Origin of the sequence: Mycolicibacterium elephantis DSM 44368, assembly GCF_004014805.1 — a bacterium.
GTDB classification, from domain to species: Bacteria; Actinomycetota; Actinomycetes; order Mycobacteriales; family Mycobacteriaceae; genus Mycobacterium; species Mycobacterium elephantis.
Window position 1 is genome coordinate 122,667 of sequence record NZ_ATDN01000011.1, and the last position, 12,962, is coordinate 135,628.

14 protein-coding genes and 1 tRNA gene are annotated in these 12,962 nt (G+C 67.4%); 5 read left to right on the forward strand and 10 right to left on the reverse strand.

Features of this window, described 5'->3' with window-relative positions:
* The first annotated feature begins 128 nt into the window (after positions 1-128).
* Both MELE44368_RS09595 and MELE44368_RS09600 read left to right on the forward strand, forming a co-directional pair.
* Positions 129-1,085: an efflux ABC transporter ATPase subunit, DrrA-related gene (locus MELE44368_RS09595; protein ID WP_128108257.1), complete on the forward strand. Its 957-nt coding sequence runs from the start codon at positions 129-131 to the stop codon at positions 1,083-1,085.
* A complete protein-coding gene (locus MELE44368_RS09600; protein ID WP_128108258.1) occupies positions 1,082-1,930 on the forward strand; it encodes an ABC transporter permease in 849 nt (282 codons plus the stop codon). Before MELE44368_RS09595 ends, MELE44368_RS09600 begins: the two co-directional genes overlap by 4 nt.
* On the opposite strand, the gene MELE44368_RS09605 is transcribed toward MELE44368_RS09600, so the two are convergent.
* Both MELE44368_RS09605 and MELE44368_RS09610 read right to left on the reverse strand, forming a co-directional pair.
* Positions 1,927-2,964, reverse strand: coding sequence for a phosphotransferase family protein (locus MELE44368_RS09605; protein ID WP_128108259.1), 1,038 nt, complete (start codon positions 2,962-2,964; stop codon positions 1,927-1,929). The genes MELE44368_RS09600 and MELE44368_RS09605 overlap by 4 nt on opposite strands.
* Positions 2,965-3,033: 69 nt before the next feature.
* A complete protein-coding gene (locus MELE44368_RS09610) occupies positions 3,034-3,600 on the reverse strand; it encodes a TetR/AcrR family transcriptional regulator (RefSeq protein ID WP_128108260.1) in 567 nt (188 codons plus the stop codon).
* A 126-nt stretch (positions 3,601-3,726) separates the two neighbouring features.
* Between MELE44368_RS09610 and MELE44368_RS09615 the strand changes: the two genes are divergently transcribed.
* Together MELE44368_RS09615 and MELE44368_RS09620 are read left to right on the forward strand one after the other, a co-directional pair.
* On the forward strand, positions 3,727-4,638 hold the full coding sequence (locus MELE44368_RS09615; protein WP_128108261.1) for a metal-dependent hydrolase: 912 nt from the start codon (positions 3,727-3,729) through the stop codon (positions 4,636-4,638).
* 14 nt (positions 4,639-4,652) lie between these two features.
* The gene (locus tag MELE44368_RS09620; protein WP_241566537.1) at positions 4,653-5,822 is read left to right on the forward strand and encodes an Rv3169 family protein; all 1,170 of its coding nucleotides are present in this window, start codon (positions 4,653-4,655) and stop codon (positions 5,820-5,822) included.
* A 267-nt stretch (positions 5,823-6,089) separates the two neighbouring features.
* Here MELE44368_RS09620 and pth read toward each other — a convergent pair whose 3' ends face one another.
* The 8 genes from pth to MELE44368_RS09660 form a co-directional block, all read right to left on the reverse strand.
* Entirely contained in the window at positions 6,090-6,701 is a 612-nt protein-coding gene (gene pth / locus MELE44368_RS09625) for an aminoacyl-tRNA hydrolase (RefSeq protein WP_128108262.1), read from the reverse strand.
* A gap of 6 nt (positions 6,702-6,707) precedes the next feature.
* Complete coding sequence (locus MELE44368_RS09630; protein WP_128108263.1) at positions 6,708-7,370, reverse strand: 50S ribosomal protein L25/general stress protein Ctc; 663 nt, start codon at positions 7,368-7,370, stop codon at positions 6,708-6,710.
* A 135-nt stretch (positions 7,371-7,505) separates the two neighbouring features.
* A complete protein-coding gene (locus MELE44368_RS09635) occupies positions 7,506-8,387 on the reverse strand; it encodes an oxidoreductase (protein WP_128108264.1) in 882 nt (293 codons plus the stop codon).
* 90 nt (positions 8,388-8,477) lie between these two features.
* Positions 8,478-9,155: an LpqN/LpqT family lipoprotein gene (locus tag MELE44368_RS09640; RefSeq protein ID WP_128108265.1), complete on the reverse strand. Its 678-nt coding sequence runs from the start codon at positions 9,153-9,155 to the stop codon at positions 8,478-8,480.
* On the reverse strand, positions 9,152-9,496 hold the full coding sequence (gene arsC, locus MELE44368_RS09645; protein WP_128108266.1) for an arsenate reductase (glutaredoxin): 345 nt from the start codon (positions 9,494-9,496) through the stop codon (positions 9,152-9,154). The genes MELE44368_RS09640 and arsC overlap by 4 nt, the downstream gene beginning before the upstream one ends.
* The gene (locus MELE44368_RS09650) at positions 9,497-10,477 is read right to left on the reverse strand and encodes a ribose-phosphate diphosphokinase (RefSeq protein WP_128108267.1); all 981 of its coding nucleotides are present in this window, start codon (positions 10,475-10,477) and stop codon (positions 9,497-9,499) included.
* A gap of 87 nt (positions 10,478-10,564) precedes the next feature.
* Entirely contained in the window at positions 10,565-12,019 is a 1,455-nt protein-coding gene (gene glmU / locus MELE44368_RS09655; RefSeq protein WP_128108268.1) for a bifunctional UDP-N-acetylglucosamine diphosphorylase/glucosamine-1-phosphate N-acetyltransferase GlmU, read from the reverse strand.
* Between the two features lie 83 nt (positions 12,020-12,102).
* Positions 12,103-12,174, reverse strand: a tRNA-Gln gene (locus MELE44368_RS09660).
* A gap of 86 nt (positions 12,175-12,260) precedes the next feature.
* On the opposite strand from MELE44368_RS09660, the gene MELE44368_RS09665 reads away from it, so the two are divergent.
* Positions 12,261-12,866, forward strand: coding sequence for a TetR/AcrR family transcriptional regulator (locus MELE44368_RS09665; RefSeq protein ID WP_064890145.1), 606 nt, complete (start codon positions 12,261-12,263; stop codon positions 12,864-12,866).
* The last annotated feature ends 96 nt before the right edge of the window (positions 12,867-12,962 follow it).

Below are 12,962 nucleotides of genomic sequence, written 5' to 3' on the forward strand. Positions count from 1 at the left end.
CGGTTGCTCGAGCGTGCGTGTCTGCGGGCGACACGCCGCGTACGAGCAGCGGTTTGCGCACCCTCGCGTAGGGCCCCGGCGCAGCCGGGGATAACGAGCTGTCGCTGATTGTCGATACGGTCGGTGTGATGCCTTCCGCACCCGCCATCGAGGCGATCGATCTGGTGAAGCGTTTCGGAGATGACACCGCGGTCGACGGTGTCAGCTTCACCGTCCCGCCCGGCAGCGTGCTCGGCCTGCTGGGGCCCAACGGTGCGGGGAAGACCACCACGGTGCGGATGATGACGACGCTGACCGAACCGACCAGCGGCACCGCGCGCGTGGCCGGCTACGACGTTCGTCGCGAGCCCCACCAGGTGCGCCGCAGCATGGGGTTGACCGGTCAGGTCGCCACCGTCGATGAACTGCTGACCGGACGGGAGAACATCCGGATGATCGGCGGGCTGTACGGCATCCGCCGCAAGCACCTCAAGCGGTTGGGAGATCAACTTCTGGAACAGTTTTCGCTCGCCGATGCTGCCGACCGGGTGGTGCGGTCGTACTCCGGTGGTATGCGCCGTCGGCTCGATCTGGCGGTGAGCCTGCTGGCCTCGCCGCCCGTGCTGTTCCTCGACGAGCCGACGACCGGTCTGGATCCGCGCAGCCGCAGCGAGTTGTGGGATGCGCTGCGCGGTCTTGTCCAGCAGGGCACCACGCTGCTGCTGACCACGCAATACCTCGAGGAGGCCGATCAACTCGCCGACAACATCGTGGTGATCGACAAGGGCCGCATCATCGCCGAGGGGTCGCCGTTGCAACTCAAACAACAGGCGGGCACGGCCAGCCTGGTCGTCACGGTGTCGAACACCGACGACCTGCCGGCAGCCCGTGCGCTGCTCGCCCGGACGGGGGCGGAGGTGTTCGTCGACCACGGGGCGCGCCGGCTCACCGCGCCGGCAGAGGGCCTCGACGACATGGTGGCGGTGGCCGGTTGGCTGCGGAGCAGCGACATCGCCGTCGACGACATCGGGCTGTCACGGCCCAGCCTCGACGATGTGTTCCTCACGCTCACCGGCCATCGCACCGAAGAGGAGGCGACCGCGTGACCGCCGTCGACTCGCCGGTCCGCATCCAACCGCAGCCCGTCCCAATCCGGCCCACCAACATCGCCCAGCAGTCTTGGATCATGGTGAAACGCAACATGATCCACACCAAACGCATGCCGGAGATGCTCAGCGACGTGACCGCACAGCCGATCATGTTCGTGCTGCTGTTCGCGTTCGTGTTCGGCGCGTCGATCGTCAACCCGGGCGGTACCAACTACCGGGAGTTCCTGCTGCCCGGGATCCAGGCGCAGACCATCGTGTTCTCGGCGTTCGTGGTGGCCTCCGGTATCACCGCCGATGTCGAGAAGGGCATCATCGACCGGTTCCGTTCGCTGCCGATCTCGCGGTCGTCGGTACTGATCGGGCGCAGCGTCGCCAGCCTCATCCACTCGTCGCTGGGCGTGGTGGTGATGGCGCTGACGGGGTTGGCGATCGGGTGGCGGATCAGGGGAAGCGTCGCCGAGGCGGTGCTGGCGTTCACGCTGGTGCTGGTGTTCGGGTTCGGGATGATCTGGTTCGGCATCCTGATCGGATCGCTGCTGCGGACGGTAGAGGCGGTCAACGGGGTGATGTTCACCGTGTTGTTTCCGATCACCTTCCTCGCCAACACCTTTGTCCCCACCGAACCGATGCCGCACTGGCTGCGGGTGATCGCCGAGTGGAACCCGGTGTCCTCGCTGGCGCAGGCGATGCGCGAGCTTTGGGGCAACGGCGGTCCGGCCCCGGCCAGCGCGCAACTACCGCTGCATCATCCGGTGCTCGCGACGATCTTGTGGTCGCTGCTGCTGACCGCGATCTTCGCGCCGTTCGCGTTGCGCGCCTACGCGCGTCGCACCGCGAACTAGTCGCCGATCGCCGCCAGCGTCCACGCGGGCAGGATCGGCGCCCTGGTGAGGAAGTGGTCGGATTGCCCTGTCAAACGCAGCAATACCTGCGTCCGCAGGATGCAGCAGCCCATGCGGACCATCGCGAAGATCTCGTACCAGTCGAGGTTCTGCAACGGCCGGCCGAGCATCTCCTCGTAGCGCCGGACCACGTGTTCGCGGCTGTCGAAGCCGTCGAGCTCAGGGTCGAGGTCAAGGCCGTGGACTTCCAGCATCTGTCTGCGGGTGGCCAGCCACCACGCGATGTCGGCCTCGGCCGGGCATATGCACGCCTGCTCCCAGTCCAGCGCGCCGATGATCTGACCGGAGTCGTCGAAGATGGCGTTCGACAACCGCGCATCGCCCCAGCAGATGCTCAACTCCGTTGTCTCGGTGGGTTGATGACGTGTCAGCCAGTCGAACGCCTCGGCCATGACGTCGGGAACGTGGCCACCGGTTCCCCAGTCGACGTACTCTCGCCACCAGCTCAGTTCTGCGGTGAGGCCGACGCCGTGCGGGCGGGCCAGCCACGGCGCGTCGTCGACGGGCACGCGGTGCAACCGCACGAGGGTGTCGAGAAACGAATCGTGGACCTGCCGTTGCACGGCCGGGCCTGCGTCGTGAAGCCAGCCGCGGATCGCATACGTGATATCCGACGGTGTGTGGCCGACAATGCGGGGCATCACAAGGAATTTCGAACCGATCCACGATCCGTCGGGTTCGTACACGATCGGCGACGGTGTGGCGATTCCATGTTCGTGGAGCAGTTCCTGGGTTCGGCACTGCGCCTCGAGGTCGTAGCGGGGGAAGATCCCGCCGCCCGACGGCGGTATCCGGATCACGTACTCGTCAGCCCCGGCGCTGAACACCAGGCTTTCGCTGGACCACCCTGAGGCGCGATTGGCGGGGCGCAACTCCGACAGCACCGCCCGGTCGCCGAACCGGTGCTCGAACCAGGCCTGCAACTGCTCGCGGGTGGCGGTCAGATCGCGTTGGGCCAGCGTGATGCCTGCCATGGAAGAAGAGTTACACAGGGGCACCCAGATGTAAAGAAACTTGGGGCGACTTCCGACGGTGCTGCGCAGTCATCCGGCGGCGACGGCCGGCCGGTGCTGGCGTCGTTTCGTCGGGTTGAGACCGGCGGCGTGACGAAGTTCGGCCAGAAACTGCTCCGCGCTGCCACCGTCGATCAGGTAGTGGCACACCGCGATACGCACCACCGCGGCGGCGGCGACGTCGCTGGTGTCGCCCGGAATGATGCGGGCGATGCGCTCGTGCATGATCGGCAGCACCCGTTTCATCTGGTGCAACACGTGTTCGGGCTCAACGTCTGCCAGCGAGCCCAGCGAGTAGGTGCGCTGGAACTCGACGATGAACCGCAGCGCAGCGTCGAGTCGATCCGCGCCGGCCAGGCCCGCGATGGCGGCGGCGATGCCGGCGTCGAAATTGTCCTGTTCGTAGAGCCCGAACGCCTCGAGCAGGCCCTCCTTGGAACCGAAGTGCCGGTAGATCGTGGGCCGTGACACGTTGGCTTCGGCCGCCACGTCAGAGAGTTGCAGCTTTCGCCGCCCGTCACGGGCGAGCACGACGAAGGTCGCGGCGAGGATGCGTCGACGTGTCGACTGCTCGGCCTCGACGGCGGACACGGCCATCTCTTCCCTTTACATCTCGGGGTGCAAATGTCACACTGACGCCAGTCTATGCCCGGGCGTGCGAATCCGTCCGGGAAGACCTTCTGAAGCCTCACGTCAGGCCCCAGCGTGGAAGGTTTGCGGCTGATGACAGGGATCGTGGTCCGCAAGATCAATTGGGACTTCGATGCCTCCGTGCCGTTCCTCTGGCAACCCGCCAACCCTCAATTCGGGCTGTTCTGCAATGCGTTCACCTTCATCGCGGTGCCTTTCGAGCGGTACATCGTCAGCGCGGTGCGGATGGCGGCGGACCGCCTCAATGAGGACGCCGGTGTCGCGGCCGAGGCCGAGGCGTTTCTCAAGCAGGAGGCTTTGCACGCCGCCGCGCACCGCAAGCACATGCTCGCGTTGATCCAGCGCTATCCCGGCCTCGAGCAATGCTATGTCGACTCCTGCGCGGCATATGACGCCTTGCTCGAAGCCCAGCCCGTCGAGTTTCATCTCTCCTACATCGCCAACCTCGAGGCGACGTTCACTCCGCTGTTCAAAGTCATTCTGGACAACCGTGATTCACTGTTCGGCGGGGGAGATCCCCGCGTCGCCTCGTTGATGATGTGGCATTTCGTCGAGGAGATCGAACACCGCAGCTCGGGGTTGATCCTGTGCAACCACGTCAACCCGTACCCGTGGTCCAGGACGAGGCACGTCAGGCGCACCTTCAGCCACGTGCACGCGATCGCCGACGCGATCGCCGAGGCCTTCGACGAGATCGTGCCCTTCGAGGAGCGCGGCGCCAGCACCCGCGAGCTGTTGTCGGGCGACTTCCTGACCGGCGAACTCAAACACCGTATCCCCCTCGGCCGCAGCCGCGTTCGAGCGCCGACCATCTTCGGCACGGTGCCCACCGGTGATCTGGCCAGAATGCTGTGGCGGCTGGCGTTGTCGCAGGCCCCGTATCACAACCCGGCCGACCAGCCGCTGCCCGACTGGGCCGACACCTGGATGCGCGAGTACGAGCGCGGAACCGACATGACGACGTTCGCCGCAAGCCACCGCTGACTCTGCAGAAAGGTATGTCATTGCTGTCGACGAACTACGGCGCCCTGGTGCCCGAGGACGAACTGCTCACCCACCAGATCGTCGACACCTTCGCCACCGTGAGCCAGTCCGATCCGTCGTGGACGGAGAAGATCTGGACCATCGCGCACGCCCGTGACAACTCGCTGCAGGTGGTGCTCGGTGTCGGAAAATACACCAACCGAGGGGTTTTCGACGGCGCAGCCGGAGTATGCCGGGGCACCGAGCAATGGACCGTGCGGGCCGGGCGGCGGCTCTCGTCCGACCCCGCCGCCACCGACGTCGGACCTATCCACTATCGGGTGGTCGAGCCGTTGCGCGCCGTGCGGATCAGCCTGGACGCGAACGACCACGCCCCGATCGCGTTCGACGTCGAGCTGCGGGGCAAGTTCGACGCCGCGCTGGAGGATCCGTGGCCGGACCGCAGCCCCGACGGCTACCGCGTCACCCACAACGTCCTGCGGTACCACCAGATCGGCGTCGCATCGGGCTGGGTGGAGGTCGACGGCCGTCGTACCGAAATCACCTGCGACGAATGGATTTCCATTCGGGACCACTCCTGGGGCCTGCGTCCCGGCGTCGGCAAACCGATACCGGGACTGCCACGCGGCGGGCGCAAGATCAAGCAGATGTTCATGACCTGGCTGCCGATGACCATGGCGAGGCCCGACGGATCGACCTATTCGCTGTTCGTCATGTACCAGGAGGAGCGCGGTGACGGCTTCCTCGAGATCCGTTGCCAAGCAGAACAACAGAACGACGACGGCACGTCGCACCGGTTCGTCGCCGTCGAACAGGACATGCACTTCCAGGACGACAACCGCAGGTTCACCCACGGCACCGTCACGCTGATCGACGCCGACGGCTCGAAGCGGCCGTTGACGGTCACCCTCGCGGGCCCGACGGGTTTTCATCTGGGCACCGCGGGCTACTACGGCTGGAACGACTGGGTGTACGGCCAGTGGGTGGGGGACCTCAAGGTCGAGGGCAACCACGTGACCGACTGCGACAAACCCGAGAATGCCCGCCAGCTGCACCAGTTGCGCGATCAGCTGGTGCGCGTCGACGACCCCGTCGGCGGCGGCACGGGCCTTGGCAACGCCGAGACCTTCGCGCTCGGCGCGTTTCCCGAACGCGGCCTGACCGCGGAGAACTCGTTCCTGTAACCCTGCTGGGTATGATGTACTATACCCAGCAGGGCGCAGAACCCTCCACCAGGCTGGCCCAGCACCCGACCGTGCGTAAGGTGAGATCGCGATACGTCCTGCCGAACTCCGCGGCCAAAAGGCGCCGAGCGCCGGTTTCCCCATAAACAGGTCAAGGTCGTCGACAGCGGAATTCGCGGCCTCTGAGGGCTCGCCACGAGCGTGCGCAAACTCGCCGTTTTCGTCGGCGTGTCGCCCGCAGACACGCACGCTCGCCGTAAGAGAGGTTCAGCCCCAGGCGTGCACGATGTTCTGCGCCGGTTCAAGGCCTTGGGCCACAAGCAGTTCGGCGGCGTCGGCGGCCTGCTCGCAGATCGTCGGCACCTCGCGCCACTCGGCGGAGGTGAAGTTGCTGAGCACGTAGGCGGCGCCCTGCATCCGGCCGGGCGGGCGCCCGATCCCGATGCGAACGCGGTGGAAATCCCTGCTGCCCAACGCTTGAGCGACCGAACGCAGCCCGTTGTGGCCTGCGACGCCGCCGCCGAACTTCAGCCGGATCCGGCCGAACTCGATGTCGAGCTCGTCGTGGATCACCACGATGCCCGCGGGCGGCACCGAGTAGAACTTGGCCAGCGGGGCCACCTGCCGTCCCGACTCGTTCATGTAGCAGCGCGGCTTGGCAAGCACCACCGGCCGGCCGCCGAGCTGGCCCGTGACGATCTCGGCGCCGGACTTCTTGTGCGCCTTGAACGCCCCGCCGATGCGGTCGGACAGGATGTCGGCGACCAGGTACCCGAGGTTGTGCCGCGTCGTGGCGTACCGCGGGCCGGGGTTGCCGAGGCCGACCACCAGCTGGGGGTGCGTCCCGCCCGCCTGCGGGGAGGGGGACGGTTCGGCCATGCCGACCTACTCGGACTCTTCGGCCGCTGGGGCTGCCTCGCCCTCCGGAGCCTCGGCGGCTTCGGGCTCGGCGGCCTCCTCCGGCGCGACGCCGGCCTCGGCTTCCATTTCCTCGGCCGTCGGCGCGGCGACCACGTTGACGACGAGCATCTCCGGATCGGAGACCAGCGTGACCCCGGACGGCAGCTCGATCGTGCCCGCCGTGAACTGGGTGCCGATCTCGGCGCCCTCGACGGAGACAACGAGCTGCTCGGGGATCGACTGCACGTCGGCCTCGACGGTCACCGTGTTGGTCTCCTGGGTGACCAGGGTGCCCGGTGCCGCCTCGCCCTCGACGACGACGGTGACCTCGACGGTCACCTTCTCACCGCGACGCACGACCAGCAGGTCGGCGTGCTGAATGGTGCGGCGGATCGGGTGGATGTCCAGCGCCTTGGTCAGCGCCAGCTGTTCCTTGCCGTCGATGTCGAGGGTGAGCACCGCGTTGGTGCCCGAGTACCGCAGCACCGCGGCGAAGTCGTGGGCGTTGAGCTCCAGGTGCTGGGGGTCGGTGCCGTGGCCGTAGAGCACGGCGGGCACATTGCCGTTGCGGCGAGCGCGTCGCGACGCGCCCTTGCCGGTCTCCTGACGGACCAGAGCCTTCAGGTTGTTGACGGTCTTCTTTGCCATGAGATGTTGCTCCTGTGTCGTGTCTGAGCACGGCAGGGTCGCAACCTCAAAAGGCTCCCGTCGATAACGGTGGCCGAAACCACCCTCGCCGTGACGCGCCGTCGAGGGTAGCGCAGTCAGCGCCGAGGGCCCAAATCAGAGGCCGAACTTGGTGTCCGTGAGCTGCTCGGACAGCTCCCAGAGCGCCGCGGCGCTCTTCGCGTCCCGAGCCAGCGGGCTGCGCAGGTTCGTCGGCCCGGTCGGGCCCCGGCTGCCGAAGCGCGGCCCGACGAACGTGTCGCCCGGCAGGTCCTGCGACACCGCGTACAGCGTATGGCGCGCGCCGAAATCCGCCGGGGTGGCGAAGATCCGGTTGGCCGCCAGCCAGAAAGGTGTGCCCACCGGGTTGCCCGTCTGCCCCTGCAGGTTCGTCGCGGAGTAACCCGGGTGTGCGGTGATCGCCTTGATCGGTGAGCCCGCCGCGTCGAGGCGCCCCTGCAGTTCCCTGGTGAACAGCAGGTTGGCCAGCTTCGACTGGCCGTACGCCGGCCAGGCCAGGTAGGGGCGGGCCTTCCAGTTCAGGTCCTTGAGGTTGATCCGGCCGAACATGTGCATCATCGACGAGACCGTGACGACGCGTTCGCTGATCTTGGGCAGCAGCAGGTTCGTCAGCGCGAAGTGGCCCAGATGGTTGGTCCCGATCTGGCTCTCGAAGCCGTCGACGGTCAACGCGTAGGGCACGGCCATGATGCCCGCGTTGTTGACCAGCACGTCGACGCCGTCGACCCCGTCGGCGAAGGCGCGCACCGAGGCCAGATCCTGCAGGTCTAGCTTGCGCACCTCCACCGGCCCGAACCCGGGGCCGGTCATGGTGGCGGCGGCCTCGTCGCCTTTGGCGGTGTTGCGGACAGCCAGGATCGTCTTGGCGCCGACGCGGGCGAGCTCTCGCGCGGTGATCAAGCCGAGCCCGCTGTTGGCTCCGGTGACGATGACGGTGCGCCCGGCGAAGGAAGGCAGATCGGCGGCGGTCCAACTCATGGTCTGAACCTTAACGGTCGCGCGCGGCCGGTGTCGGGTCGCGTCACGCGCATCCGGAGCGGACGTGCGTCGAGCCCACCCCCGGCGCCGCTAGCGCGGCGGGGTGGGGGGCGGGGCCTTGGGAACGGTGACGTCGAAGCCGCCGATGAGCGCCTCCATGTCCGGTGCCTCCTCGGCCGCCTTCTCCGCATAACCGGTGACGGTGAATTGAACGAGGTAGCGCTCGTTGGCCGGCGGCGCGCCGGTGGCGATGACGATGCGGTTGTAGCTGTGCATGCGCCGGCCGTGAAGGTCGTAGCTGCCCTCGATCATCGCCGACGGGAAACCCTTGAAATCGTCGGTGGAGGCGTTGAGCCGCTTGAAGTTCTCCGACAGTTCGGCGTCGGCGTAGCCGTGCTTGGTGATCGCTTCCTCGACGTCGAAGTCGCCGTTGAGGCGAAACACCATCAGCATCGCGGTCGGATACGTCTCGCCCTTGGCGATCACCCGCGTCATCGGCGACAGGTTCGTGTTGACGTAGGGTCCCCAGCCGGGCGGCGTCGGGAACGTCACCTTCAGGTCGGTGAGCTTTTCGGGCGCGACCGGGGTGCCGACGACGCCGGCCTGCTCGAGGTAGGCGGCGATCGGCACGGGCGGCTCGGACTCCTGCGGCGCCGTGGTGGTGGTCGTCGTCGTCCAAAGTGACTGGTAGTCAGGAGGTTCCGTGCCGCACCCCGATGCGGCGCCAACCACCAGCGCGGCCACGGCCGCACACCGACGTGCCGTCACAGAATCTCGCGCACCGCGTCTATCGGCCGGGCGAGCCGGGTACCCTTCGGCGTCACGACGAACGGTCGCTCGATGAGGATCGGGTGCTCGACCATCGCGTCCAGCAGTTCGTCGTCGCCGGCGTCTGCAAGGCCGAGCTCGGTGTACAGCGCTTCCTTCTTGCGCACCGCCGTGCGCACGTCGATGCCGGCGTCGCGGATCATCTTCTCGAGCTCGGCGCGGGACGGCGGGGTCTTGAGGTACTGGATCACCGTCGGCTCGATGCCGTTCTCACGCAACAACTCCAGCGTCTTGCGTGAAGTCGAGCAGCGTGGGTTGTGGTAGATGGTGCTGTCTGTCATTTACGCCGATCCGTTGAAGAGTCCTGTGACGGAACCATTTTCGAACACCGCGCGGATGGTGCTGGCCAGTAGCGGCGCGATCGACAAGACCGTCAACTGCGGGAACAGCTTCTCCTCGCCGATCGGCAGTGTGTTGGTGACGATCACCTCACGGGCGCCGCAGTCGGCCAGCCGCTGCGACGCCGGCTCGGACAGCACGCCGTGCGTCGCGGCGATGATCACGTCGCCCGCACCCTCGTCGCGCAACAGCTGCACGGCGCCGGCGATGGTGCCGCCGGTGTCGATCATGTCGTCGGTCAACACGCAGGTGCGGCCCTTGACGTCGCCGACCACCCGGTTGGACACCACCTGGTTGGGCACCCGCGGATCCCGCGTCTTGTGGATGAACGCCAGCGGCACGCCGCCCAACGAGTCGGCCCACTTCTCGGCCACCCGCACCCGGCCCGAGTCCGGCGAGACCACGACCATGTTCTCGCACGGGTAGTTCTCGGCGATGTAGCCGGTGAGCAGGTTCTGGGCGCGCATGTGATCCACCGGGCCGTCGAAGAAGCCCTGGATCTGGTCGGTGTGCAGGTCGACGGTGACGATCCGGTCGGCGCCCGCGGTCTTGAGCAGGTCGGCGACCAGCCGCGCCGAGATCGGCTCACGGCCGCGGTGCTTCTTGTCCTGCCGGGCGTACGGGTAGAACGGCAGGATCGCCGTGATGCGCTTGGCGCTGCCGCGCTTGAGCGCGTCGAGCATGATCAGCTGTTCCATCAGCCACTTGTTGAGCGGATCGGGGTGCGACTGCAGCACGAACGCGTCGCAGCCGCGCACCGATTCGTCGAAGCGGACGAAGATCTCGCCGTTGGCGAAGTCGCGAGCAGTCTGCGCGGTGACTGCGACGTCGAGCTCCTTGGCCACCTGTTCGGCCAGTTCGGGGTGCGCGCGACCCGCGAAGAGCATCAGATTTTTGCGGTTGTCGGTCCACTCGGTGCCCACAGTGCCCTCGCCGGTCGGGGACGGATACGGACCAATCGTACGTAGCGTTTCCGGCGTTCGGTTGCCGGGTTGCCGGAAAACGAACAGCTACTGCTCGTCGTCCTCGGCTTGCGCCTTTTCAGCGGCCTGCGCGGCGGCGCTGCCGGGCCGCTTGCGCGCCACCCAGCCCTCGATGTTGCGCTGCGGGCCCGCCGAGACCGCGAGCGCGCCCGGCGGCACGTCCTCGCGCACCACGGTGCCGGCCCCGGTGTAGGCGCCGTCGCCGACGGTGACCGGGGCGATGAACATCGTGTCCGAGCCGGTGCGCACGTGCGAGCCGATGGTCGTGCGGTTCTTGTTCTCGCCGTCGTAGTTGACGAACACGCTCGACGCGCCGATGTTGCTCTGCTCGCCTATGTCGGCGTCGCCGACGTAGGTCAGGTGCGGCACCTTGGTTCCCGCGCCGATGGTCGAGTTCTTGACCTCGACGAACGCGCCGAGCTTGCCGTCGGCGCCCAGCACGGTGCCCGGCCGCAGATAGGTGAACGGGCCGACCGCGGCGCCGTCACCGATGACGGCCTGCCCGCCGTGCGTGCGCACCACGGTGGCGTTGTCGCCGACGGTCACGTCGGTCAGCGTGGTGTCCGGGCCGATCTGGCACTTCCCGCCGATGCGGGTGCCGCCGAGCAGCTGCGTGCCCGGGTAGACGACGGTGTCACGGCCGATCGTGACGTCGACGTCGACCCACGTGGTGGCCGGATCGACGACGGTCACCCCGGCGCGCTGGTGCGCGGCGACGATGCGCCGGTTCAGCTCGGCGCCGAGCTCGGCCAGCTGCACCCGGTCGTTGACGCCCGCGACCAGCGTGGCGTCGTCGATGTGTTTGGCCCGCACCACGTGCCCGTCGGAGCGGACGATCGAGATGACGTCGGTCAGGTACTGCTCCTGCTGGGCGTTGTCGGAGCGCAGCCGGCTCAGCGCCGAGCGCAGCGCGGCGATGTCGAACGCGTACACCCCGGCGTTGACCTCGTTGATGGCCCGCTGCGACGGGCTGGCGTCGGCCTGCTCGACGATGCCGATCACCTCGCGGTCCTGGGTGCGCAGGATCCGGCCGTAACCGGTCGGGTCGGGCAGCGTGGTGGTGAGCACGGTCGCCGCGGCGGGCTCGGCGCTGTGGGTGGCGATCATGTCGGCCAGCGTGTCGGCGTCCAGCAGCGGCACGTCGCCCGAGGTCACCACGACGGTGCCGGCGAAGTCGTCGGGCAGCGCGCTCAGCCCGCAGGCCACCGCGTGGCCGGTGCCCAGCTGTTGTGCCTGCACGGCGACGTCGATGGTGCGGCCGAGGTCGGTCGCGAGCTGTTCGACGGCCGGCGTCACCCGGTCGCGGTCGTGGCCGAGCACGACGACGAGGTGCTGCGGCGCCACTTTGGCGACCGCGTGCAGCGCGTGGGCCAGCATGCTGCGGCCGGCCAGCGTGTGCAGCACCTTGGGGGTGTCGGAGCGCATCCGGGTACCGGCGCCGGCCGCAAGAACGACCACCGCGGCTTCGGTAGTTGCCGTCATCCGGTCTCCTGCCTATCGAATGTGCGGTTTCATACGCGACACGCCGGCCAAACCGTATGAGAGCGCACAGTCGCGACCAAGTGCTCCGTCGCCAGGACTCGAACCTGAACTATCTGAACCAAAATCAGATGTGCTGCCGATTACACCACGACGGATCGATCACCTCGTGATGCTAGTCGAACCAACTAGCCTGATTACCGTGGCCGCTTTCGACAAAGAGGTGCGTCCGCCGCGCGCCCGGATGACCGGCGCCGAGCGGCGGCACCAACTGATCGACGTCGCGCGTTCGCTGTTCGCTGAACGCGGATACGAGGGCACCTCGGTCGAGGAGATCGCGCAGCGAGCCAACGTCTCCAAGCCCGTGGTCTATGAGCATTTCGGCGGCAAAGAGGGGCTGTACGCGGTGGTGGTCGACCGCGAGATGTCAGCGTTGCTGGACGGCATCACGTCCTCGTTGACCAGGATGACCAACAACCGCTCCCGGCTGCGCATCGAGCGTGTCGCGCTGGCGCTGTTGACCTACGTCGACGAGCGCACCGACGGGTTTCGCATCCTGATCCGCGACTCCCCGGCGGCCATCACTTCGGGCGGCACCTACTCCACGCTGCTCAACGAGGCGGTCAACCAGGTGTCGTCGATTCTGGCCGGCGATTTCTCCCGGCGCGGCCTGGACCCGGAGATGGCTCCGCTGTACGCGCAGGCGTTGGTCGGGTCGGTGTCCATGACGGCGCAGTGGTGGCTCGATGTGCGCGAGCCGAAGAAGGAGGTCGTGGCCGCGCATCTGGTCAACCTGTGCTGGAACGGGCTGATGCATCTGGAGCACGACCCGCAGCTGCTCGACGAGTAGCCCCGCGCCTTTCGCCGAGATCGACGTATTGGCGAAAATCACTCGGGCATTGTCAAGTGGTGAGGGAAACATTTAGGCCGCTTGGTTAACGAGTGC